20 protein-coding genes are annotated in these 22,124 nt (G+C 66.9%); 17 read left to right on the forward strand and 3 right to left on the reverse strand.

What is annotated here, in order from left to right:
- Nucleotides 1-33: 33 nt before the first annotated feature.
- The 3 genes from KHO22_RS19385 (at nucleotide 34) to KHO22_RS19395 (ending at nucleotide 3,005) form a co-directional block, all read left to right on the forward strand.
- Complete coding sequence (locus KHO22_RS19385; RefSeq protein ID WP_211948795.1) at nucleotides 34-711, forward strand: ubiquinone biosynthesis accessory factor UbiJ; 678 nt, start codon at nucleotides 34-36, stop codon at nucleotides 709-711.
- A 72-nt stretch (nucleotides 712-783) separates the two neighbouring features.
- Nucleotides 784-2,361, forward strand: coding sequence for a ubiquinone biosynthesis regulatory protein kinase UbiB (ubiB, locus tag KHO22_RS19390; protein ID WP_211948796.1), 1,578 nt, complete (start codon nucleotides 784-786; stop codon nucleotides 2,359-2,361).
- A 17-nt stretch (nucleotides 2,362-2,378) separates the two neighbouring features.
- Nucleotides 2,379-3,005, forward strand: a complete 627-nt coding sequence (locus KHO22_RS19395) for a methyltransferase domain-containing protein (RefSeq protein ID WP_211948797.1) — start codon at nucleotides 2,379-2,381, stop codon at nucleotides 3,003-3,005.
- Nucleotides 3,006-3,047: 42 nt separating this feature from the next.
- On the opposite strand, the gene KHO22_RS19400 is transcribed toward KHO22_RS19395, so the two are convergent.
- Nucleotides 3,048-3,680, reverse strand: coding sequence for a hypothetical protein (locus tag KHO22_RS19400; RefSeq protein ID WP_230426934.1), 633 nt, complete (start codon nucleotides 3,678-3,680; stop codon nucleotides 3,048-3,050).
- Nucleotides 3,681-4,132: 452 nt separating this feature from the next.
- Here KHO22_RS19400 and KHO22_RS19405 point away from each other — a divergent pair, with 452 nt between their 5' ends.
- The 7 genes from KHO22_RS19405 (at nucleotide 4,133) to KHO22_RS19435 (ending at nucleotide 11,126) form a co-directional block, all read left to right on the forward strand.
- Nucleotides 4,133-5,569: a high affinity choline transporter 1 gene (locus tag KHO22_RS19405; protein WP_211948798.1), complete on the forward strand. Its 1,437-nt coding sequence runs from the start codon at nucleotides 4,133-4,135 to the stop codon at nucleotides 5,567-5,569.
- Nucleotides 5,570-5,765: 196 nt separating this feature from the next.
- Nucleotides 5,766-6,110, forward strand: coding sequence for an FmdB family zinc ribbon protein (locus tag KHO22_RS19410; protein WP_211948799.1), 345 nt, complete (start codon nucleotides 5,766-5,768; stop codon nucleotides 6,108-6,110).
- A gap of 13 nt (nucleotides 6,111-6,123) precedes the next feature.
- On the forward strand, nucleotides 6,124-6,861 hold the full coding sequence (locus KHO22_RS19415) for a DUF502 domain-containing protein (RefSeq protein WP_211948800.1): 738 nt from the start codon (nucleotides 6,124-6,126) through the stop codon (nucleotides 6,859-6,861).
- A gap of 45 nt (nucleotides 6,862-6,906) precedes the next feature.
- Entirely contained in the window at nucleotides 6,907-8,715 is a 1,809-nt protein-coding gene (gene aspS, locus KHO22_RS19420) for an aspartate--tRNA ligase (protein ID WP_211948801.1), read from the forward strand.
- A 201-nt stretch (nucleotides 8,716-8,916) separates the two neighbouring features.
- The gene (locus tag KHO22_RS19425; protein ID WP_211948802.1) at nucleotides 8,917-9,810 is read left to right on the forward strand and encodes a hypothetical protein; all 894 of its coding nucleotides are present in this window, start codon (nucleotides 8,917-8,919) and stop codon (nucleotides 9,808-9,810) included.
- Between the two features lie 72 nt (nucleotides 9,811-9,882).
- Nucleotides 9,883-10,353 carry a dihydroneopterin triphosphate diphosphatase gene (nudB, locus tag KHO22_RS19430; protein WP_211948803.1) on the forward strand — a complete coding sequence of 157 codons (471 nt, stop codon included), beginning with the start codon at nucleotides 9,883-9,885 and terminating at the stop codon, nucleotides 10,351-10,353.
- Nucleotides 10,353-11,126 carry an endonuclease/exonuclease/phosphatase family protein gene (locus KHO22_RS19435; RefSeq protein WP_211948804.1) on the forward strand — a complete coding sequence of 258 codons (774 nt, stop codon included), beginning with the start codon at nucleotides 10,353-10,355 and terminating at the stop codon, nucleotides 11,124-11,126. The genes nudB and KHO22_RS19435 overlap by 1 nt, the downstream gene beginning before the upstream one ends.
- On the opposite strand, the gene mobB is transcribed toward KHO22_RS19435, so the two are convergent.
- On the reverse strand, nucleotides 11,123-11,671 hold the full coding sequence (mobB, locus tag KHO22_RS19440; protein WP_338031351.1) for a molybdopterin-guanine dinucleotide biosynthesis protein B: 549 nt from the start codon (nucleotides 11,669-11,671) through the stop codon (nucleotides 11,123-11,125). The genes KHO22_RS19435 and mobB overlap by 4 nt on opposite strands.
- 62 nt (nucleotides 11,672-11,733) lie before the next feature.
- Between mobB and clsB the strand changes: the two genes are divergently transcribed.
- The 7 genes from clsB (at nucleotide 11,734) to KHO22_RS19475 (ending at nucleotide 21,528) form a co-directional block, all read left to right on the forward strand.
- A complete protein-coding gene (gene clsB, locus KHO22_RS19445; RefSeq protein WP_420839621.1) occupies nucleotides 11,734-13,062 on the forward strand; it encodes a cardiolipin synthase ClsB in 1,329 nt (442 codons plus the stop codon).
- Between the two features lie 334 nt (nucleotides 13,063-13,396).
- Nucleotides 13,397-13,987 (forward strand): TetR/AcrR family transcriptional regulator, encoded by a 591-nt coding sequence (locus KHO22_RS19450; protein WP_211948946.1) that lies wholly within the window; start codon nucleotides 13,397-13,399, stop codon nucleotides 13,985-13,987.
- Between the two features lie 86 nt (nucleotides 13,988-14,073).
- Nucleotides 14,074-15,861: an acyl-CoA dehydrogenase C-terminal domain-containing protein gene (locus KHO22_RS19455; RefSeq protein ID WP_211948806.1), complete on the forward strand. Its 1,788-nt coding sequence runs from the start codon at nucleotides 14,074-14,076 to the stop codon at nucleotides 15,859-15,861.
- A gap of 82 nt (nucleotides 15,862-15,943) precedes the next feature.
- Nucleotides 15,944-18,367: a 3-hydroxyacyl-CoA dehydrogenase/enoyl-CoA hydratase family protein gene (locus tag KHO22_RS19460; RefSeq protein ID WP_211948807.1), complete on the forward strand. Its 2,424-nt coding sequence runs from the start codon at nucleotides 15,944-15,946 to the stop codon at nucleotides 18,365-18,367.
- 17 nt (nucleotides 18,368-18,384) lie between these two features.
- Nucleotides 18,385-19,584, forward strand: a complete 1,200-nt coding sequence (locus KHO22_RS19465) for an acetyl-CoA C-acyltransferase (protein WP_211948947.1) — start codon at nucleotides 18,385-18,387, stop codon at nucleotides 19,582-19,584.
- Between the two features lie 162 nt (nucleotides 19,585-19,746).
- The gene (locus tag KHO22_RS19470; RefSeq protein ID WP_211948808.1) at nucleotides 19,747-20,703 is read left to right on the forward strand and encodes a DegV family protein; all 957 of its coding nucleotides are present in this window, start codon (nucleotides 19,747-19,749) and stop codon (nucleotides 20,701-20,703) included.
- Between the two features lie 48 nt (nucleotides 20,704-20,751).
- Nucleotides 20,752-21,528 carry an enoyl-CoA hydratase gene (locus tag KHO22_RS19475; protein ID WP_211948809.1) on the forward strand — a complete coding sequence of 259 codons (777 nt, stop codon included), beginning with the start codon at nucleotides 20,752-20,754 and terminating at the stop codon, nucleotides 21,526-21,528.
- A gap of 67 nt (nucleotides 21,529-21,595) precedes the next feature.
- Here KHO22_RS19475 and KHO22_RS19480 read toward each other — a convergent pair whose 3' ends face one another.
- Nucleotides 21,596-22,000, reverse strand: coding sequence for an acyl-CoA thioesterase (locus KHO22_RS19480; RefSeq protein WP_211948810.1), 405 nt, complete (start codon nucleotides 21,998-22,000; stop codon nucleotides 21,596-21,598).
- Nucleotides 22,001-22,124 lie beyond the last annotated feature (124 nt).

Here is a 22,124-nt window from a genome sequence, read left to right on the forward strand (position 1 = left end):
GCCTGTCCAGCCGTGCGCCGCACGCTCATTGCCATGAATTCTCTGCCTTCCGCCCTGGCCGCGCCCGCGATTGCCGCGCTGAACCACCTGCTCGAACAGGAGCCCTGGGCCCGCGGCCAGCTGGCTGCGTTTGCCGGCCGCGTGGTCCGCCTCGACGCAGCCGCGTTCGCGCTGTCGCTGCGCGTGACCGAGGACGGCGCCACCGAGCTGGCGCCTGCAGCCGAAGCGCCGGCGGTCACCATCCTGGTGCCGCTGCAGCAATGGCCGCTCGTCGCCGCCGACGTGGCGGACGGCGGCCAGGCCGCGGCGATGCGCCATGTGCGCATCGAAGGCGACGCCGAGCTGGCCAACACGGTTTCGATGCTCGCGCGCAACCTGCGCTGGGATGCGGCCGAGGACTTGTCGCGGGCGTTTCGCGGGATCCTTGGCGGCCCGGTCAGCGACAGCCTGGCCCAGCGCATGGTCGATGGCGCACGCCAGGCGCATGAACAGGCCACGCGCGTGGGCCGCACGCTCGTGGAGAATGTCACCGAGTACCTGCTGGATGAAAAGCCGACGCTGGTGCGCCATGTGGCGCTGGACGGCTTCAGCACGGAAGTGGGCCGCCTGCGCGACGACCTGGCCCGCCTCGAGAAGCGTCTGGAGCGTCTGGAGCGGCAAGAGCGCGCCAGGCCCGCCGGGTCGATGGCGCTGCCGTCTGCCCACCGCTGATCGCACCGCCGGCATGACGCCCATTTTTGCTGCTGCCCGCCCGGCGCAGCGCCACCCCCTGAATTCCGTCGCATGACCCGCCTTCTGCGCCTCGGCAAGATCCTCTTCGTCATCCTCTACTACGGCCTGGACGAGCTCGTGCTGTCCGGTTTCCAGAACCGCAAGATCCGCTTCCTGGTCCGCGTCATGACCATCGGGCGCAAGCTGGACATGCCGCGCGGCGAGCGCCTGCGGCTGGCGCTGACCAAGCTCGGCCCGATCTTCGTCAAGTTCGGCCAGGTACTGTCCACCCGCCGCGACCTGATGCCCGCGGACATTGCCGATGAACTCGCGATGTTGCAGGACCAGGTGCCGCCTTTCGATTCGGCGGTGGCCGTCAAGATGGTCGAGCGCTCGCTGGGGCGCTCGCTCGACCAGTTGTTCGAGACCTTCGAGCACCAGCCCGTGGCCAGCGCGTCGATCGCGCAGGTGCACTTCGCAACGCTGAAGGGCGGGCCCAACCATGGCCGCGAGGTCGCAGTGAAAGTGCTGCGTCCGGGCATGCTGCCGGTCATCGACAGCGACCTGGCGCTGATGCGCGACCTGGCTACCTGGCTGGAACGCTTCTGGGCCGACGGCAAGCGCCTGAAGCCGCGCGAGGTGGTGGCAGAGTTCGACAAGTACCTGCACGATGAACTGGACCTGATGATCGAGGCGGCCAACGCCAGCCAGCTGCGCCGCAATTTTTCCGATACCAGTTTGCTGCTGGTGCCCGAAGTGTTCTGGGACTGGTGCAGCAGCACGGTGTTCGTGATGGAGCGCATGCACGGCATCCCGATCTCGCGCACCGAATCGCTCAAGGCCGCCGGCGTCGACATGCACCAGCTCGCCGAAGAGGGCGTGGAGATCTTCTTCACGCAGGTGTTCCGCGACGGCTTCTTCCATGCCGACATGCACCCTGGCAATATCCTGGTGTCGGTGCAGCCCGAGACCTTCGGCCGCTATATCGCGCTGGACTTCGGCATCGTCGGCGCGCTGTCGGAGTTCGACAAGAACTATCTGGCGCAGAACTTCATCGCCTTCTTCCGCCGCGACTACCACCGCGTGGCGCTGCTGCACGTGGAATCCGGCTGGGTGCCGCCCGATACGCGCGTGGAGGAACTCGAAAGCGCGGTGCGCGCCTGTTGCGAGCCTTACTTCGACAAGCCGCTCAAGGAAATCTCGCTGGGCATGGTGCTGATGCGCCTGTTCCAGACCTCGCGCCGCTTCAACGTCGAGATCCAGCCGCAACTGGTGCTGCTGCAGAAGACGCTGCTCAATATCGAAGGCCTGGGCCGCCAGCTCGACCCGGACCTGGACCTGTGGAAAACCGCCAAGCCGTTCCTGGAACGCTGGATGCACGAGCAGGTGGGCTGGAAGGGTGCGTGGGAACGGATCAAGGTCGAGGCGCCGCTGTGGGCCAAGATGCTGCCCGACTTCCCGCGCCTGGCGCACCAGTTCCTGGAGCGCCGCGCGCTGAACACCAATGGCGAACAGGAGCGGCTGCTGGCCATGCTGGTCACGGAGCAGCGCCGCACCAACCGGCTGGTCGGCACCGTGCTGCTGCTGGTGGGCGGCTTCGTGGCCGGCATCGTGCTGACGCATGTGCTGGCGTGGTCCGGCTACTGGTAGGTAGAAGGAGGCGAGACATGACCCCGGCTGACAAGGCACCGGCGGCGCCGGCATTCACCACGCGCAACGCGGCGGATCCGGCATTCTGGGACGAACGCTTCGAACAGGGCTTCACGCCCTGGGACCTGCAGGGCGTGCCGGTCGAGTTCCAGCAGTTCATCGCGGGAAAGGCGCCATGCCCGACGCTGGTGCCGGGCTGCGGCAACGGCTGGGAAGCTGGCTGGCTGTTCGAGCGCGGCTGGCCGGTCACGGCGATCGACTTTTCGCCGCAGGCAGTCGCCTCGGCCCGCCGTGCACTGGGTCCCGCCGGCGTGATCGTGCACGAGGCCGATTTCTTTGCCTACACGCCGGAGCCGCGCTGCGAGCTGATCTACGAGCGCGCGTTTCTCTGCGCGCTGCCGCCGGCGCTGCGCGAAGCCTATGCCGAACGCGTGGCGGCACTGCTGCCGGCCGGTGGCCTGCTGGCCGGCTATTTCTTCCTGGGCGACAAGCGCGGCGGGCCGCCGTTCGCCATGCCGGCGTCCGAACTGGATGCCCTGCTCGGGCCCGCCTTCGAGCGTATCGATGACCGCCCGTCCGCCGCGCCGCTGCCGGTCTTCGAAGGGCAGGAGCGCTGGCAGGTCTGGCGCCGCCGGGCGGACTGAGCCGGGCAGCGCCGCCGATGCCGTTACCGTCGGCGGGGCGCTTCAGCCGCGGCGATGGCCGTTGTGCTTTTCACGGTAGATGTTGCCGCTGGCGCGGTCCTCGGCGCCCATGATGCGGCCCTGCTCGCCGGCACCGATGTGACCGTTGCGGCCGGCGCGCGCCTCGCGGTTATCCACATGTGCCTGGCCCCGTTCCAGGCCGGCGGCTTCGCGATTGGTCAGCGATCCGTTCTGCACGCCGTTGCGGATGCGCTCCTGCTGGTTGATATTGCGCTGGACATCGGCTTGCATGCGCTGCGACGACGCGCTGTCCGGGTTCCCGACCCGGCCGTTGTGCGCATCACGGGAGATGTCCTGGCTGACGCGGTTCTCGGCACGCTGGATCGACGCCTGCTCGCGTGGCGAGACCGAGCCGTTCTTCATGGCGTTTGACTCCATGCGGTCGACCCGGGCTTCCTGCTTTTCCAGGCTCGAGGCTTCGCGGGTGGTCAGGGCGCCGGATTTCAAGCCGTTCTCGATACGCTGCTGCTGGTTGACGTCGCGCTGGACATCGTTGGCGACGGCCGGCGCCTGCGCCATGGCGAAGGCGGACGCGGTGGCGGCGACAACGCCGGCGCCGATCAGCAGGGTAGTGCGCAGGGCAGTGCGCAGGGTATGGGCACGCGATTGGGGCATCAGATTCTCCTGGGTGGCTTATTGGTACGGGCCCGGCGTCGTCAAGCGGTGAACCGGCCCTGCCTGCACCAATGCCCCGGCCGTCCGCGGCGATGACAGGCCGCTTGTAATCGGTGTAACGGCATCTTTCGGGCGGCTGCCCGTACTGCCCGATGCCGTTTGGCGCCGTAACAACAGCTTCCCGCCCCGGAGGTGCCGGTCGCGATGCACTTGCCCGGGGATTTGACACAAGCCCCGGAATTTTTTTCGCCCGCAAGGGTCTGCGTCGCTATAATCCGCGTTTTGATTCGGCTACGACCGCAGGCCAAGTGCGCCATCCCGCCCGGGAAATGCGCCCCAATGCCCCTCAAGCGGCCCCGACCGATGAATTGGACTCCGGGACGGCAGGACAGAACCGCTGGCCCGGCATTCGGTTTTTCGCCACAAGGGCATTTTCTGCATAGGGCAGCGGCATGCTGATCTGGTTTGTCATCATCTACTGGGTAATCTCGGTCGGTATCGGCTTGTGGGCGGCGCTGCGCGTGCGCAATACCACCGATTTCGCCGTGGCCGGGCGCAGCCTGCCGTTCTACGTCGTCACCGCCACCGTCTTCGCCACCTGGTTCGGTTCCGAAACCGTGCTGGGCATTCCCGCGGTATTCCTGAAAGAGGGCCTGTCCGGCGTCGTCTCGGACCCGTTCGGCTCGTCGCTGTGCCTGATCCTGGTGGGCCTGTTCTTCGCGCGGCCGCTGTACCGGATGAACCTGCTTACCATCGGCGACTACTACCACAACCGCTACGGGCGGCTGGCCGAGGTGCTGACCACGCTGTGCATCGTGGTGTCCTACCTGGGCTGGGTGGCGGCGCAGATCAAGGCGCTCGGGCTGGTGTTCTATACGGTCTCCGACGGGGCCCTGTCGCAGGACGCCGGCATGATGATCGGCGCGGCCAGCGTGCTGGTGTACACGCTGTTCGGCGGCATGTGGTCGGTGGCCGTGACGGACTTCATCCAGATGATCATCATCGTGGTCGGCATGCTCTATATCGGCTACGAGGTCAGCGGCCAGGCCGGCGGCGTGACGGCGGTGGTGTCGCACGCGGCGGCGGCCGGCAAGTTCGAGTTCCTGCCCTCGCTGGACCTGGTGCAGATCATCGGGTTTGCGGCGGCGCTGTTCACCATGATGCTCGGTTCGATCCCGCAGCAGGACGTGTTCCAGCGCGTGACGTCGTCGCGCACCGAGCGGATCGCCGGGCGCGCGTCCGTGCTTGGCGGCGTGCTGTACTTCTTCTTTGCCTTCATCCCGATGTTCCTGGCCTACTCGGCCACGCTGATCGATCCGGGCATGGTGGAGAAATACATCCATTCGGATTCCCAGCTGATCCTGCCGCAGCTGATCCTGCAGCACGCGCCGATGTTCGCGCAGGTGATGTTCTTCGGTGCGCTGCTGTCGGCCATCAAGAGTTGCGCCTCGGCGACGCTGCTGGCGCCGTCGGTGACCTTTGCCGAAAACATCCTGCGGCCGTATTTCCGGCACCTGGACGACCGGAAGTTCCTGCGCGTGATGCAGGCGGTCGTGCTGGTGTTCACGGGCACGGTGACCCTGTTCGCACTGAACTCGCATCTCTCGATCTTCCATATGGTCGAAAATGCCTACAAGGTCACACTGGTGTCGTCGTTCGTGCCGCTCGCCTTCGGCATGTTCTGGAAGCCGGCCACACGCCAGGGCGGCCTGGCGGCCATCCTGCTGGGCCTTGGGTCCTGGCTGACCTGCGAAATCTCCTTTGTCGACGCGGTGATGCCGCCGCAGATGGTCGGCCTGCTGTTCTCGATCAGCGGCATGGTGGTCGGATCGCTGCTGCCGCAGTGGATTGCGGATCACGCGCCGGTCAAGGAAGTGCATATCGCCTGACCGCCACCCGGGCGGGACGAACTCCCCGATCCCACGGTCCTGCCCCCCGGCGGCCGGTTGTGCCGCTTTGTGCCCGTATTTCCGCCCGTCAGGCATCCCCGTAAGGGTTTATAATTCAAGGCTTTGCATCGTCGTGCGCGGTCGCGCGGACGGTGCCTGCGCAGTTCCGATCCAGATTTTTCGCGAAAGACACACCATGCCGATCTATGCCTACCGTTGCGACGCCTGCGGCCACGGGCGCGATGTGCTGCAGAAGATGAGCGATGCTCCGCTCACCGACTGCCCGTCCTGCGGCGCCGCCGGAAGCTTCAAGAAACAGCTGACCGCGGCCGGTTTCCAGCTCAAGGGTTCGGGCTGGTACGTGACCGATTTCCGCGGCGGCAGCGGCGGCACCAGCGCCGCCGCGACTTCCGGCACGGCAGCGCCTGCCGCCGCCGGTGCCGGTGCCACCGCTGCGGCATCGACCGAATCGTCGGCCAGCACCACGACTTCCGCGGCGCCCGCCGCCGGCGGCTGCGGTAGCGCCTGCGCCTGCCACTGAGCGCAGGACGGCCGTGGTCGCAAAGAAAACCTCCGCGCTGAAGACCTGGTTCCTGACCGGGTTGCTGGTGCTCGTGCCGCTGGGCATCACGCTGTGGGTGCTCAGCCTGATCATCGGCACCATGGACCAGAGCCTGGCGCTGCTGCCCGAGACCTGGCGTCCGGACCAGTTGCTGTTCGGCAAGCGGGTGACGGGCCTTGGCGCCATCCTGACGCTGCTGTGCATCCTGCTGGTCGGGCTGCTCGCGCACAACTTCATCGGCCAGCGCCTGGTGCGCTGGTGGGAAGCGCTGCTGGGCCATATCCCGGTGGTGGGCCCGATCTACACCAGCGTCAAGCAGGTCTCCGACACGCTGCTGTCGTCGTCGGGCAATGCGTTCCGCAAGGCGCTGCTGGTGCAGTACCCGCGTGAAGGCTCATGGACCATCGCCTTCCTGACCGGCCGCCCGGGCGGCGACGTGCAGAACCACCTGCAGGGCGAGTACGTCAGCGTCTACGTGCCGACCACGCCCAATCCGACCTCGGGCTTCTTCCTGATGATGCCCAAGGCCGACACCATCGAACTCGACATGACCGTCGACGCCGCGCTCAAGTACATCGTTTCGATGGGCGTGGTGGCCCCGGCGGACCTGCCCCGCAAGAACGGCGGCCCGAGCCGCCCGGCGGATCCCGTCAGCCCTGCCAGGGCGACCGGCGCTGGCGCCGGCCGCGAGGCAGCGGTCGAGACGGCCGATCCTTCGCATACCAATTGATCACGGGCCGCCCGGCGGGCGGTCGCGTATTACCGGGAAACTTTTATGTCCTCCATGCGTACTCACTACTGCGGTCTGGTGACCGAACAACTCTCGGGCCAGGAAGTGGCCCTGACCGGCTGGGTGCAGCGCCGCCGCGACCATGGCGGCGTGATCTTCATCGACCTGCGTGACCGCGAAGGCCTGGTCCAGGTGGTGTGCGACCCGGACCGCCCGGAGATGTTCAAGGCCGCGGAAGAGATCCGCAACGAGTACTGCATCCGCATTACCGGCAAGGTCCGTCCGCGCCCGGCCGGCACCGAGAACGCCAACCTGACTTCGGGCAAGATCGAAGTGCTGTGCCACGAGCTGACCGTGCTGAACCCGTCGGTCACGCCTCCGTTCCAGCTCGACGACGACAACCTGTCGGAAACCACGCGCCTGACGCACCGCGTGCTGGACCTGCGCCGCCCGCAGATGCAGTACAACCTGCGCCTGCGCTACAAGGTCGCGATGGAAGTGCGCAAGTACCTGGACGCACAGGGCTTCATCGACATCGAAACGCCGATGCTCGGCAAGAGCACGCCGGAGGGCGCGCGCGACTACCTAGTGCCGTCGCGCGTGAACCCGGGCCACTTCTTCGCGCTGCCGCAATCGCCGCAGATCTTCAAGCAGATGCTGATGGTGTCGGGTTTCGACCGCTACTACCAGATCACCAAGTGCTTCCGCGACGAAGACCTGCGCGCCGACCGCCAGCCGGAATTCACGCAGATCGACTGCGAGACTTCGTTCCTGACCGAACAGGAAATCCGCGACCTGTTCGAAGACATGATGCGCACGGTGTTCAAGAACGCCATCGACGTCGACCTGGACGCCAGGTTCCCGGTGATGGAGTTCCGCGAAGCCATGGCCCGTTTCGGCTCGGACAAGCCGGACCTGCGCGTGAAGCTGGAATTCACCGAACTGACCGACGTGATGAAGGACGTCGATTTCAAGGTATTCTCGGGCCCGGCCAACAGCGACAATGGCCGCGTGATCGGCCTGTGCGTGCCCAACGGCAGCCACATCTCGCGCGGCGAGATCGATGCCTACACCCAGTTCGTCGGCATCTATGGCGCCAAGGGCCTGGCCTGGATCAAGGTCAACGAAGTCGCCAAGGGCCGTGACGGCCTGCAGTCGCCGATCGTCAAGAACCTGCACGACGCCGCCATTGCCGAGATCCTGAAGCGCACCGGCGCCAAGGACGGCGACATCATCTTCTTCGGCGCCGACAAGGCCAAGGTCGTGAACGACGCCATGGGCGCGCTGCGCCTGAAGGTGGGCCACTCGGAATTCGGCAAGGCCAATGGCCTGTTCGAGGACGTGTGGAAGCCGCTGTGGGTGGTCGATTTCCCGATGTTCGAGTACGACGAGGAAGACGCCCGCTGGGTGGCCATGCACCACCCGTTCACCAGCCCCAAGGACGAGCACCTGCAGTACCTGGAAACCGATCCGGGCAAGTGCATCGCCAAGGCCTACGACATGGTGCTGAACGGTTGGGAAATGGGCGGCGGCTCGGTCCGTATCTATCGTTCGGACATCCAGAGCAAGGTGTTCCGCGCGCTGAAGATCAACGACGAGGAAGCCCGTGCCAAGTTCGGCTACCTGCTGGATGCGCTTCAATATGGCGCGCCTCCGCACGGCGGCCTGGCGTTCGGCCTGGACCGTATCGTCACCATGATGGCCGGTGCCGACTCGATCCGCGACGTGATCGCCTTCCCGAAGACCCAGCGCGCCCAGGATCTGCTGACGCAGGCGCCGAGCGCGGTCGACGAGAAGCAGCTGCGCGAGCTGCATATCCGCCTGCGCGCCGCCGAGCCGAAGACCACGGCCTGAGCCAGACGGTTCTGACGACAAAGACCGCGCCTTGTGCGCGGTTTTTTCGTTTCTGGCCGAAGTGATCCCGGAGCGGGACGGCGCGCCGAAGTTTCCATTTGTTACTGGCCGGAACACGGCACGGGCTGCCAGAGTCTCTCTTATCTAGGCGCTGACCGTGCTCCCGCATTCAAGGTGGCCGGCGCGCGGGAGGAAGATAACGTGAATCTGGACACAGACCTGATCCGCCAGTTCCTGCTGGCCCATGCCGAAACGATCCTGACCTGGCTGGTGGCCGGCCTGGTGATGATGCTGCTGGCGCGCTTTGAACTGCGCCGGGCGGTGCGCAGGTCCGCTCGGGCCATGTCGGAATCGGTGGCGACCACCGTTGCGGCCTGTGTGCCCGACATTGCCCACGCGGCCGCGCAGGCGACCGGCGGCATGCCCGCCGCGGAGCCGGTCGAATCCCAGCGCGCCGACGCCCTGCGCCGCGTGGCGCTCGACACCGTGGCCGCCGTGATGGCGCGCGGACGCTGGCTCGATGAACTGGGCAACCTGCGCATTCCCGACGATGCCCTGCTGACCGGGCAGCGAGCTGCCGGAGCCGATCCGCTGCTGGTGGTGGCGCCGCAGCCCGTGGTGCAGGCCTACCTGTTCGCACAGCGTACCTTCGAGGAGGAGGCCGCGCGCGTGCAGGACGGCCGCCGCGATGCCCAGCGCCGGCAGGACGCGCTCCATGCGCTGGAAGCCGAAGCCACCCACGTCGAGCAGGAGACCGCCAGCATCGTGATGCGCTTCGAACAGGCGAACGCCCGGTCGGCCCAGCGCGAGGAAGCCGGCGACTACCAGCGTTTCCTGATCCAGAAGTACAACGCCCTGGGCCAGCGCGAGAAGGAAATTGGCCAGCAGCGCGGCATGCTGCGCGAGCAGGCGCAGGCCAGCGCCGAAGACCTGGCGTTCCAGGCGCGCGAAGCCGCGCAGCGCTACCGGGAATCGCTGGCGCCGCTGATGCAGCAGCTGCGCGAGGCCTGGGGGCACGGCGACGCGCCCGATGTCTTCGACACCTGGCTGAGCATCGACCCGATGCACCCCGAAGCAGAACGCGACGCCGCCTGAACGCGGCGGTCATTCGCGCGGCAAGCGGGCGCGGCTGCGCTATCCTTGGGGGTATCCATCGGACCCTGTTCCATGCCCTACAAGATTCCTGAATCCGTGCTGGTCGTGATCTACACGCCAGATCTCCAAGTGCTGTTGCTGGAACGTGCCGACCGGCCGGGCTTCTGGCAGTCCGTGACCGGCAGCCTGGATACCCATGACGAGCCCCTGGCGCTGACCGCCGCGCGTGAAGTGTTCGAGGAGACCGGCATCATCGCCGGCGAACACCAGCTTGCCGACTGGCAGCACACCATCCAGTACGAGATCTACCCGCAGTGGCGCCACCGGTATGAGGCCGGCGTCACGCGCAATACCGAACATTGGTTTGGCCTGTGCGTATCCGGGCCGTTGCCGGTGACGCTCGCGCCGCGCGAGCACCTGCAGTCGCACTGGCTGCCGTGGGAAGCGGCCGCGCAGCAGTGCTTCTCCAGCAGCAACGCGGAGGCGGTGCGTCAGCTGGCCTGGCGCGCCGCGGGCAGGCCAGCCGTCTGTGGAGCTGGCTGATGAAGCTGCGCGTGGTCACCTACAACATCCACAAGGGCGTGACCGGGATCGCTCGCCGCCCGCGCATCCAGAACGTGCGCGCCGGGCTGCAGGCCATGGACGCCGATATCGTGTTCCTGCAGGAGGTGCAGGACCGCAACGATCGGCTGGTCGCCGCGGCGCTGTTCGACCCCGATCACACGCAGCTGAACTACCTGGCCACGGATGCCTATCCGCATTCCGTGTATGGGCGCAACGCGGTCTATGACCACGGCCACCACGGCAATGCGATCCTGTCGCGCCATCCGATCCTGATGTCGGAGAACCTGGATATTTCCGATCATCGCTTCGAGCAGCGCGGCCTGCTGCATGCGGTGGCCGACGTGAACGGCATGGAAGCCCACCTGATCTGCGTGCATTTCGGCCTGTTCGCGCGCAGCCGCGCCCGCCAGGCCGAGGCGCTGGTCGAGCGCGTGCGCAACGTGGTGCCGCCCTCGGCGCCGCTGGTGATCGCCGGCGATTTCAACGACTGGAACCACCGGCTCGACGCGCAGATCTGCAATACGCTGGGCGCGGTGGAAGCCTCGCACGCACGCGGGGCGCGCCTGCACACCTTTCCGAGCCATATGCCGTGGTGGCAGCTCGACCGCATCTACGTACGCGGCTTCGAGATCGAGCGGGCGCATGCCCTGACGGGGCGTGACTGGGCGCAGCGCTCGGACCACGTGCCGCTGGTGGCGGAACTGGCGCAAAGCGTCGACCACGGCAGCGCGGTCGCGGGCAAGGCTGCCTAGCCGGGTTCGGCCCCGTCCAGCCGGCTGCGGATGAAATGGAAGATGGCGTCGGGATCGGCAAGGTCCAGCACCGGCAACGATGTCATCTGCGCCACCGCCGCCGGCGCGTCGGTGGCAACGGCGACCACGCCGGGCACCTCGTTCCATAGCGGCGCGCGTCCCAGCGACGGGCGGAAGACTTCGAGCTTCGGGAAATCGCTGCGCTTGTAGCCTTCGACCAGGACCAGGTCGGTGTCCGCGGGCAGCACGGCCAGCGCGTCGTCGAGCTCCGGCGAGGGGACATCCTCGGGGTAGTGGCGCATCAGCGTCATGTGGCGCGCCCCGACCAGCACGACATTGCTGCAGCCTGCCTCGCGCATGCGCCAGGAGTCCTTGCCCGGTGTGTCGGGGTCGAAGCCATGGTGGGTGTGCTTGATGGCATTGACCCGCAGGCCGGCCGCGACGAAACGCGGGATCAGGGTGTCCAGGAGCGTCGTCTTGCCGCTGCCGGACGTGCCGGTGATGCCGAATACCTTCACGGTGCTATCCCTTGCTGTTGAGTGCATCGACGATAGCAGAGATGCACCGCACCATGTGCAGGCAGCGCCGTCTGTCCGATAATCAGGTCATGTCACGGATATCCGACACTGACAACCCGACTGCGAGCCGCGCCGCCGGCATGGCGCATGTTGCGGCGCGAGACGATGACGCCGTCGCGGCGCTGCGCGCACGGCCGCGACGCCTGCTTCGCTGGGCCGGACGGCACGGCAAGCCCATTGACGGCAACCAGGTGCGCCTGCTGAGCGGCGGGCGCGACTTCTTCCCGGCGCTGATCGAGGCCATCGACGCCGCGGCCTTCCAGGTCATGGTCGAGACCTACATTTACGCCGACGACGACGTCGGACGGGCAGTGAGCGATGCCCTGATCCGCGCGGCGGCGCGAGGCGTATCGGTACGGCTCACCGTGGATGGCTTCGGTGCCGGCGACATGTCCGCCGATCTCGCGCAGCGCTTGCGCGACGGCGGCGTGCAACTGCGCGTCTACCGGGTCCTGCGCGGCTTCCGGCTGGCGCGCCGGCACCTGCGCCGCCTGCATCGCAAGCTCGCGGTGATCGACCGGCGCGTGGCGTTCGTGGGCGGCATCAATATCATCGACGACTACAATCACGGGCCGTTCGAGCAGGAAGGACTCGGGGCGCGCTACGACTTCGCCGTGGAAGTCCGGGGGCCGCTGGTGGATCGCGTCGCACTGACCGCGGAACGCCTGTGGTGGCGCCTGTCGCTGCGCGGTGAACTACACGACGTCGGCCTGGCAGGCGCGGCGGCCGGCTACCCGCTGGTTACCGACCTGCCCCCGCGCCGAGAGGCCGAGGGCAATGTCTTCGCGGCACTGCTGCTGCGCGACAACCTGCGCAACCGCCGCACCATCGAACGCGAATACCTGCGCGCGCTGGGCGTCGCGCGGGACGATGTGATCCTGGCCAATGCGTATTTCCTGCCGGGCCGCAAAATGCGGCGCGCGCTGCTGGCCTGCCGTGAGCGCGGCGTGCGGGTACGATTGCTGTTGCAGGGCAGGGTCGAATACCGTCTGCAGCATTTCGCCACGCACGCGCTCTACGCCAGCCTGCTGGATGCCGGGGTCGAGATATACGAGTACGCCGAGAGCTTCCTGCACGCCAAGGTTGGCGTGGTGGATGAGGCCTGGGCCACGGTCGGGTCGAGCAATATGGACCCGTTCAGCCTGCTCCTCGCGCGCGAGGCCAACGTCTGCGTTTATGATCCGGCCTTCGCCGCGGGGCTGCGCGCGGAACTGGAGCACGCCATCGCGCAGCGCAGCGCGCGCGTCATGCCCGAAGCACATGCGCGGCGCTCGGCGCTGCGGCGCATGGCGAACTGGGCGGCGTACATGGTGTTGCGCCTTGGCGTCGTCATCGCCGGCGTGACGGGGCGCTACTGAAACAGCCCGGAGAGTATTGCTACGCAGCACGGCGCTGGCTGCGTGGCTTGTGGCAGCAGGCGGCGTGTGGATGTTGCAACGCAGCCTGTTTAGAAACGTGAGTCTAATTAAAAGCTTGATGGCAACGGGGCCCGACAGAATAATCTGAACGACCGTTCTTTTTTGGCTTAGACTGCGTGCATTCGCGGCGAAAACCGGCATTTATGCGGCCGCCGCCTGCAATAAGCAACGTCAGGGTCATACGTGGCGCTCAGTGAAGGCGCCACAAGAACGGAGAAACAATATGCGACACCAGTCAGCCCGTCTCGAATCCGCCACCGCTTCCCCCGCGCCGATGCGCAAGGGGGAGATGACGCGCGTGGCGATTCTGGATGCCGCACTGGAATTGTCGTCCCGCGACGGGCTCGAGGGTTTGACCATCGGCCTGTTGGCGGAACGCATGCAGATGAGCAAGAGCGGCGTCTTCGCGCATTTCGGTTCGCGCGAAGACCTGCAGGTGGAAGTTGTGCGGGAGTATCACCGGCGGTTCGAGCAGGAGGTGTTCTACCCCTCGCTGCACGAGCCGCGCGGGCTGCCCCGGCTGTGGTCGATGGTGCGCCGGTGGATGGAGAAACGCATCCAGGAAGTGACGACGGGATGCATCTACATCAGCGGTGCCGTCGAGTACGACGACCGCGCGGAAAGCCTGGTGCGTGACGAGCTGGTCAAGAGCGTCAGCATCTGGCGTTCGGCGCTGACGCGTGCCATCAGCCAGGCCAAGGAGGAGGGGCACCTGCGCGCGGACAGCGATCCGCGCCTGATGCTGTTCGAGATGTACAGCCTTGAACTGGGCTTGCATCACGACGCCCGCTTCCTGCGCCTGCCGGACAGCGCCGAGCTTGCCATGGTCGCGCTCAACAAACTGATTCAGTCTTACCGTACCTGAGGCTGTCGCGTATGGACCGTGTCGCCCGCCCTGGCGGGCAGCGCACGGGCGGCGTGGCGGCATCGTAAAACTCCAAGGAGCTTTTGATGGGCCAGTACACCGCACCGTTGCGCGACATGCAGTTCGTCCTTCACGAACTGCTCGGCGCTGAAGCCGAACTCAAGGCGATGCCGCCGCACGCGGACATCGACGCGGACACCATCAACCAGGTCATCGAGGAAGCCGGCAAGTTCTGCGCCGACGTGGTGTTCCCGCTCAACCAGGTGGGCGACCGCGAAGGCTGCACCTACGTCGGCGACGGCGTGGTGAAGGCGCCCACCGGCTTCAAGGAAGCCTACCAGCAGTACGTGGAAGCCGGCTGGCCGGCGCTGGCGTGCGACCCGGCCTTCGGCGGCCAGGGCCTGCCGATCGTGGTCAACAACGCGCTGTTCGAGATGCTGAACTCGGCCGGCCAGGCGTGGACCATGTACCCGGGCCTGTCGCACGGCGCCTACGAGGCCCTGCACGCGCACGGCACGCCGGAACTGCAGCAGGCCTACCTGCCCAAGCTGGTGTCGGGCGTATGGACCGGCACCATGTGCCTGACCGAGCCGCATTGCGGCACGGACCTGGGCATCCTGCGCACCAGGGCCGAACCGCAGGCCGACGGCTCCTGCCTGATCTCCGGCACCAAGATCTTCATCTCGGCCGGCGAGCACGATCTGGCCGAGAACATCATCCACCTGGTGCTGGCGCGCCTGCCGGACGCCCCGCAGGGTACCAAGGGCATCTCGCTGTTCGTCGTGCCGAAGTTCATCCCGGACGCCAGCGGCAACCCGGGCGAGCGCAACGGCATCAAGTGCGGCTCGATCGAGCACAAGATGGGCATCCACGGCAACGCCACCTGCGTGATGAACCTCGATGGCGCGCGCGGCTGGCTGGTGGGCGAGGCCAACAAGGGCCTGAACGCCATGTTCGTGATGATGAATGCCGCGCGCCTCGGCGTCGGCGCGCAGGGCCTGGGCCTGACCGAGGTCGCGTACCAGAACTCCGTGGCCTACGCCAAGGACCGCCTGCAGATGCGCTCGCTGACCGGCGTGAAAGCACCGGACAAGCCGGCCGACCCGATCATCGTGCATCCGGACGTGCGCCGCATGCTGCTGACGCAGAAGGCCTATGCCGAAGGCGGCCGCGCATTCAGCTACTGGACCGCGCTGCAGATCGACCGCGAGTTGTCGCACCCGGACGAGGCCGTGCGCAAGCAGGCGGGCGACCTGGTGGCGCTGCTGACGCCGGTGATCAAGGCCTTCCTGACCGACAACGCCTTCACCAGCACCAACGAAGGCATGCAGGTGTTCGGCGGCCACGGCTACATCTCCGAATGGGGCATGGAGCAGTACGTGCGCGACGCCCGCATCAACATGATCTACGAAGGCACCAACACCATCCAGGCGCTGGACCTGCTCGGCCGCAAGATCCTCGGCGACATGGGCGCCAGGATGAAGGCCTTCGGCAAGATCGTGCAGGAATTCGTCGAGGAAGAGGGCACCAGCGAAGCCATGCAGGAGTTCATCAATCCGCTGGCCGACCTGGGCGACAAGGTGCAGAAGCTGACCATGGAAATCGGCATGAAGGCCATGGGCAATGCCGACGAAGTGGGCGCCGCCGCGGTGCCGTACCTGCGCGTGGTGGGGCACCTGGTGTTCTCGTACTTCTGGGCCCGCATGGCCAAGATCGCGCTGGAGAAGGAAGGCAGCGGCGACAAGTTCTACACCGCCAAGCTGGCGACGGCCCGTTTCTATTTTGCCAAGCTGCTGCCGGAAACGGCTGGCGAGATCCGCAAGGCGCGCGCCGGCTCGGCCACGCTGATGGCGCTGGACGCCGACCTGTTCTGACGGCCTGATTGCCCCCCTCTCTCCTCATGGCAGGAGGGAGGGTCCGCCCTTCATCAAAACGCTCAATCCATCAGGAGCGCTCATGTCCAATTTCATCGTCAAGAAAGTCGCCGTGCTCGGCGCCGGCGTCATGGGGGCGCAGATCGCCGCCCATCTCGTCAACGCGCGCGTGCCGGTGGTGCTGTTCGACCTGCCCGCCAAGGAAGGTCCCAAGAGCGGGATCGCGCTGCGTGCCATCGAGAACCTGAAGAAGCTGTCGCCCGCGCCGCTGGGCATCAAGGACGAGGCCGGCCTGATCCAGGCCGCCAACTACGAAGACGACATCGCACAGCTCAAGGATTGCGACGTGGTGATCGAGGCGATCGCCGAGCGCATGGACTGGAAGCACGACCTGTACAAGAAGGTGGCCCCGCATCTGGGCGCGAACACCATCTTCGCGTCCAATACCTCGGGTTTGTCGATCACCGGGCTGTCGGACGGCTTCGACGCGGATCTTAAGGCGCGCTTCTGCGGCGTGCACTTCTTCAACCCGCCGCGCTACATGCACCTGGTCGAGCTGATCCCGACCGCGACCACGCAGCCCGAGATCCTCGACAAGCTCGAGGCCTTCCTGACCACCACGCTCGGCAAGGGCGTGGTGCGCGCGAAGGACACGCCCAACTTCATCGCCAACCGCGTCGGCATCTTCTCGATCCTGGCGGTGTTCGCGGAAGCCGGGAAGTTCGGCATCCCGTTCGACATCGTGGACGACCTGACCGGTTCGAAGCTGGGCCGGGCCAAGTCGGCCACGTTCCGCACCGCCGACGTAGTGGGCCTCGACACCATGGCCCACGTGATCAAGACCATGCAGGACAACCTGCAAGAGGATCCGTTCGCGCCGGTCTACAAGACCCCGGCCGTGCTGAAGGGCCTGGTCGATGCGGGTGCGCTGGGCCAGAAGACCGGCGCCGGCTTCTACAAGAAGGAAGGCAAGGCCATCAAGGTGCTCGACGCCGGGACCGGCCAGTATGTCGAGTCGGGCAAGAAGGCCGACGAGATCGTCGTGCGTATTCTCAAAAAGGCCCCGGCCGAGCGCATCAGGCTGCTGCGCGAGTCGACCAATCCGCAGGCGCAGTTCCTGTGGTCGGTGTTCCGCGACGTGTTCCACTACATCGCGGTCTACCTTGAACAGATCGCCGGTTCGGCGGCCGATATCGATCTGGCGATCCGCTGGGGCTTCGGCTGGAACTCGGGCCCGTTCGAGGACTGGCAGGCGGCCGGCTGGAAGCAGGTGGCCGAGTGGGTGAAGGAAGATATCGACGCCGGCAAGGCGCTGTCCACGGCGGCGATGCCCGCGTGGGTGTTCGAAGGCCCGGTTGCCGAGAACCAGGGCGTGCATGCCGCGCAGGGTTCGTGGGCGCCGGCCACGCAGCAGTTCGTTGCGCGCAGCACGCTGCCGGTGTACCGGCGCCAGGTGTTCCGCGCCGCACTGGAGGGCACGGCCGCGGCGGATCCGCGCAAGGCCGGCCGCACCGTCGAGGAAAACGACGCCGTGCGCATCTGGGTGGCCGAGGGCCAGGACGATGTGCTGGTGGTCTCGTTCAAGAGCAAGATGAACACCATCGGGCCGGACGTGATCGACGGCCTGACGCGCGCGATCGATCTTGCCGAAGCCGGATACAAGGGCCTGGTCGTGTGGCAGCCGACGTCGCTGCAGCTTGGCGCGCCGGGTGGCCCGTTCTCCGCTGGCGCCAACCTGGAAGCCGCGATGCCGGCCTTCATGATGGGCGGCGCCAAGGGCATCGAGCCCTTCGTCAAGAAGTTCCAGGACGGCATGATGCGCGTGAAGTACGCCGCGGTGCCCGTGGTGTCGGCCGCATCCGGCATTGCGCTGGGCGGTGGCTGCGAACTGATGCTGCATTCGGCGGCACGCGTGGCGGCGCTGGAAACCTATATCGGCCTGGTGGAAGTGGGCGTGGGCCTGGTGCCCGCCGGCGGCGGCCTGAAGGAAGCCGCGCTGGCCGCGGCACGCGCCGCACAGGCGGCCGGCAGCGCCAACTACCTGCAGTTCCTGACCAGCCGCTTCCAGAACGCGGCCATGGCCAAGGTGTCGGCTTCCGCGCTCGAAGCGCGCCAGATGGGCTACCTGCAGGACTCGGACAAGGTCGTCTTCAACGTGCACGAATTGCTCCACGTGGCGCAGAACCAGGTGCGCGCGCTGGCCGACGCCGGCTACCGCGCACCGCTGCCGGCACTGGTGCCGGTGGCCGGCCGCTCGGGCATCGCGACCATCAAGGCATCGCTGGTCAATATGCGCGACGGCGGCTTCATCTCCGCGCACGACTTCCTGATTGCCGCGCGCATTGCCGAAGTGGTGTGCGGCGGCGACGTCGAGGCCGGCTCGCTTGTGAGCGAGGAATGGCTGCTCGCGCTCGAGCGCAAGGCCTTCGTCGACCTGCTCGGCACCAGCAAGACGCAGGAACGCATCATGGGCATGCTGCAGACCGGCAAGCCCGTCCGCAACTAAGGCAGCGAGGAACCGACATCATGAAACAACTGCAAGACGCCTACATCGTTGCCGCGACCCGCACGCCGATCGGCAAGGCGCCGAAGGGCGCGTTCAAGAACACGCGTCCGGACGACCTGCTGGCGATGATCCTGAAGGCCGCCGTGGCGCAGGTGCCGTCGCTCGACCCGGCGCTGATCGAAGACGCCATCGTCGGCTGCGCGATTCCCGAAGCGCAGCAGGGCCTGAACGTGGCGCGCATCGGTGCGCTGCTGTCGGGCCTGCCGAACACCGTGGGTGGCATCACCGTCAACCGCTTCTGCGCTTCGGGCCTGAGCGCGGTGGCCATGGCCGCCGACCGTATCCGCGTGGGCGAATCCGATGTGATGATCGCCGCCGGCGTGGAGTCGATGAGCATGGTGCCGATGATGGGCAACTCGCCGTCGATGTCGCCCGACATCTTCACGCGCGACGAGAACGTCGGCATTGCCTATGGCATGGGCCTGACCGCCGAGAAGGTCGCGCAGCAATGGAAGGTCAGCCGCGAAGACCAGGACGCGTTCTCGCTGGCCTCGCACCAGAAGGCCATCGCCGCGCAACAGGCGGGTGAATTCAACGACGAGATCACGCCGATCGGGATCGTCGAGAAGTTCCCGAACCTGGCCAGCGGCGAGGTGAGCGTCAAGACGCGCACCATCGCGCTGGACGAAGGCCCGCGCCCCGATACCTCGCTCGAAGGCCTGGGCAAGCTGCGCCCGGTGTTCGCCAACAAGGGCAGCGTGACCGCCGGCAACAGCTCGCAGACGTCCGATGGCGCCGGCGCGCTGATCCTGGTTTCCGAAAAGATCCTGAAGCAGTTCAACCTGGTGCCGCTGGCGCGCTTCGTGTCGTTCGCGGTGCGTGGCGTGCCGCCGCAGATTATGGGCATCGGTCCGAAGGAAGCCATTCCCGCGGCGCTGAAGGCCGCCGGCCTGACGCAGGGCCAGATCGACTGGATCGAGCTGAACGAGGCGTTTGCCGCGCAGTCGCTGGCGGTCATGCGCGACCTGGAGCTTGACCCGGCCAGGGTCAACCGCATGGGCGGCGCCATTGCGCTGGGCCACCCGCTCGGCGCGACCGGCGCGATCCGCTCGGCCACCGTGGTGCACGCGCTGCGTCGTCACAACCTGAAGTACGGCATGGTGACCATGTGCGTGGGTACGGGCATGGGCGCGGCCGGCATTTTCGAGCGCGTCTGAAGAAACGCGCCAGCCGGGGTGCTGCCCTGCGGGCGGCGCCCCATCCTTCTGTCAGGTGAAGAAAAGCAGTGCCAACGTCGGCACGCCTCGTGGAGCCATCCGGGGGCGTGCCCCGAGACAGCTGCCGCGCTCCGACGCGGCTCACCAGCAGGGAGGCACAACATGCAGGAGACAACCATCCTGGCCGACGCGGCGTGCGACATGCCGCGCGCGGTCATGACGGAACTTGGCGTGCGCACGATTCCGTTCCGCATCCGCGCCGGCGACCAGTTCGTTGCCGACACGCGCGACGAGGACGCGCTGCCATCGCTGTACGAAAAATATCTCGTCGGCAAGCAGGACCACTATGCCGAGTCGATCCCGCTCGTGGAACGCGAGCTGGAAGATCATCTGCTGAAGCACGTGGTCGCCAGTTGCGACCGCGCCTTGCTGTTCACCATCGCCAGCACGCGCAGCAGGCTCTATGCGCATGCGACTGGCGCCGTGATCGGCACCGCGGCGCGCAGCGTCAGGCTGCGCAAGGAGGCGGGCCGTTCGGGCCTGTTCGACCTGATCGTCATCGACACCGGGGCCATCGGGCCCGGCCAGGCGCTGATCGTGCGCGAGGCCGCCCGCATGGCGGCCGACGGGGCCGACGCGCGTGCCGTGGTGGAGGCCGTGGAAACGCGCCTGCGCGACGCCGCGCACATGTACCTGGTGCCCGACGAACTGCTCTACATGTACACCCGCGCCAGGCTCAAGGGCGAGGACAGCATCACCTGGGGCCGCTACATGATGGGCAGTGCGTTCAATATCCGGCCGATCATCCACATGCATCGCGGCCGCACCGGGGCGGTGGCCAAGGTGCGTGGCTCGGACGAAGGGCGCCGCCGCATGCTGGCCCATGCCGAGCAGTGCGTACGCAACGGCAGCCTGCTGACGCCGGCCATCTCGGTGTGCTTCGCCGGGCCGCTGGACATCGTGCGCGCCATGCCGGCCTTCCAGTCGCTCGAACACGCCGCACGCGCCAAGGGCGTCGAGCTGATGCTGGCGCCGATGAGCCTGACCGTCGCGCTCAACGTCGGCGCGCGCGCGTTCGGCCTGAGCTATCTTTCCGAGGAACCGCCGCCGCTCGCCTAGCGAGGGCGGCGCAGTCATTGCAGCAACGCATCACCACGAGAGGCATCCATGAGCATCAGCACCAGCATTGATCAGGGCATCCTGACGATCGAATTCGACCGTGCCGACAAGAAGAACGCCATCACGGCGGCAATGTACCAGGCCATGGCCGACGCGCTGCGCGCGGCCGAGGGGGACAGCGCGGTACGTGTCATCCTGCTCCGCGGCAAGGACGAGATCTTCACCGCCGGCAACGACCTGGAAGACTTCATGCAACGCCCGCCCACGGGGGGCGACGGAGCAGAGCAGCCGCCGGTGTTCCAGTTCCTGTACCAGATCAGCCACGCGAGCAAGCCGGTTGTCGCGGCTGTCAGCGGCGCGGCGGTGGGCGTGGGCACCACGCTGCTGCTGCATTGCGATTTCGTCTATGCATCGGAAACGGCAAAGCTGTCGCTGCCGTTCGCGCAGCTCGGCCTGTGCCCGGAGGCGGCGTCGAGCCTGCTGCTGCCGCGCCTGGTCGGCTACCAGCGTGCGGCCGAGAAACTGATGCTGGGCGAACCCTTCGGCGCGCAGGAAGCGCACCAGTTCGGCCTGGTCACACGCGTGCTGCCGGTGGCGGAGCTGCATGCGTTTGCCCTGCAGCAGGCGCGCAAGCTGGCCGCGCTGCCGGCCTCGTCGCTGCGCGAGACCAAGCGGCTGATGAAGGGCAATGACATGGCGGCCGTGGAGCAGAAGATGGCCGAGGAGGGCGCGGTGTTCCGGCGCATGCTGGTGGCGCCGGAAGCGAAGGAGGCTTTCACGGCGTTCTTCGAGAAGCGCAAGCCGGATTTTACGAAGTTCAGCTGAGCGCTGGACGCTCACCCGTCTCCCGCCCGGCGGGAGATGGTGAAATCAGTCGGGGCAGGTGCGCTGCTCAGACCGCCGGCAACACCCTCGGCTGCCGGCTCTCATCGGTCGCCACATACGTCAGCGTGGCTTCCGTCACCTTGACGATCTCATTGCTGTGCCGCATGCGCTGCGCGTAGACCTCGACCGACACCGTGACCGAGGTGCGGCCGGTCTTCTCGATCTCGGCATAGAAACTCACCAGGTCGCCGACGAACACCGGGTGCTTGAACAGGAAGGAGTTCACCGCCACTGTCGCCACGCGGCCCTGCGCGCGTTCGACCGCGGGAATGGATCCGGCGATGTCCACCTGGGCCATGATCCAGCCGCCGAACACGTCGCCATGCACATTGGCATCGGCGGGCATCGGGACAACGCGAAGTGCGGGGCTCTTGCCGGCTGGCAGGGCGGGGACGGTATGGGGCGAGTTCATTGGGGAAACCGGAAAGGAAAGGAGGGCGGCCATCGGAGGGCGGCCATCGCGCCGAGGGGACGCAGCCGGGAGGCTTCCTGCCGGCCGGCGCGATCTCTGCGACAATCGGCCATTGGTCTGAATT

Source organism: Cupriavidus yeoncheonensis (assembly GCF_905397275.1).
GTDB classification, from domain to species: domain Bacteria; phylum Pseudomonadota; class Gammaproteobacteria; order Burkholderiales; family Burkholderiaceae; genus Cupriavidus; species Cupriavidus yeoncheonensis.

Coding starts and splice junctions, on each gene's coding strand:
- KHO22_RS19385 (WP_211948795.1), top strand. CDS start 34: ATGAATTCTCTGCCTTCCGCCCTGGCCGCGCCCGCGATTGCCGCGCTG.
- ubiB (WP_211948796.1), top strand. CDS start 784: ATGACCCGCCTTCTGCGCCTCGGCAAGATCCTCTTCGTCATCCTCTAC.
- KHO22_RS19395 (WP_211948797.1), top strand. CDS start 2,379: ATGACCCCGGCTGACAAGGCACCGGCGGCGCCGGCATTCACCACGCGC.
- KHO22_RS19400 (WP_230426934.1), bottom strand. CDS start 3,680: ATGCCCCAATCGCGTGCCCATACCCTGCGCACTGCCCTGCGCACTACC.
- KHO22_RS19405 (WP_211948798.1), top strand. CDS start 4,133: ATGCTGATCTGGTTTGTCATCATCTACTGGGTAATCTCGGTCGGTATC.
- KHO22_RS19410 (WP_211948799.1), top strand. CDS start 5,766: ATGCCGATCTATGCCTACCGTTGCGACGCCTGCGGCCACGGGCGCGAT.
- aspS (WP_211948801.1), top strand. CDS start 6,907: ATGTCCTCCATGCGTACTCACTACTGCGGTCTGGTGACCGAACAACTC.
- nudB (WP_211948803.1), top strand. CDS start 9,883: ATGCCCTACAAGATTCCTGAATCCGTGCTGGTCGTGATCTACACGCCA.
- KHO22_RS19435 (WP_211948804.1), top strand. CDS start 10,353: ATGAAGCTGCGCGTGGTCACCTACAACATCCACAAGGGCGTGACCGGG.
- mobB (WP_338031351.1), bottom strand. CDS start 11,671: ATGCACTCAACAGCAAGGGATAGCACCGTGAAGGTATTCGGCATCACC.
- clsB (WP_420839621.1), top strand. CDS start 11,734: ATGTCACGGATATCCGACACTGACAACCCGACTGCGAGCCGCGCCGCC.
- KHO22_RS19450 (WP_211948946.1), top strand. CDS start 13,397: ATGCGCAAGGGGGAGATGACGCGCGTGGCGATTCTGGATGCCGCACTG.
- KHO22_RS19455 (WP_211948806.1), top strand. CDS start 14,074: ATGGGCCAGTACACCGCACCGTTGCGCGACATGCAGTTCGTCCTTCAC.
- KHO22_RS19460 (WP_211948807.1), top strand. CDS start 15,944: ATGTCCAATTTCATCGTCAAGAAAGTCGCCGTGCTCGGCGCCGGCGTC.
- KHO22_RS19470 (WP_211948808.1), top strand. CDS start 19,747: ATGCAGGAGACAACCATCCTGGCCGACGCGGCGTGCGACATGCCGCGC.
- KHO22_RS19475 (WP_211948809.1), top strand. CDS start 20,752: ATGAGCATCAGCACCAGCATTGATCAGGGCATCCTGACGATCGAATTC.
- KHO22_RS19480 (WP_211948810.1), bottom strand. CDS start 22,000: ATGAACTCGCCCCATACCGTCCCCGCCCTGCCAGCCGGCAAGAGCCCC.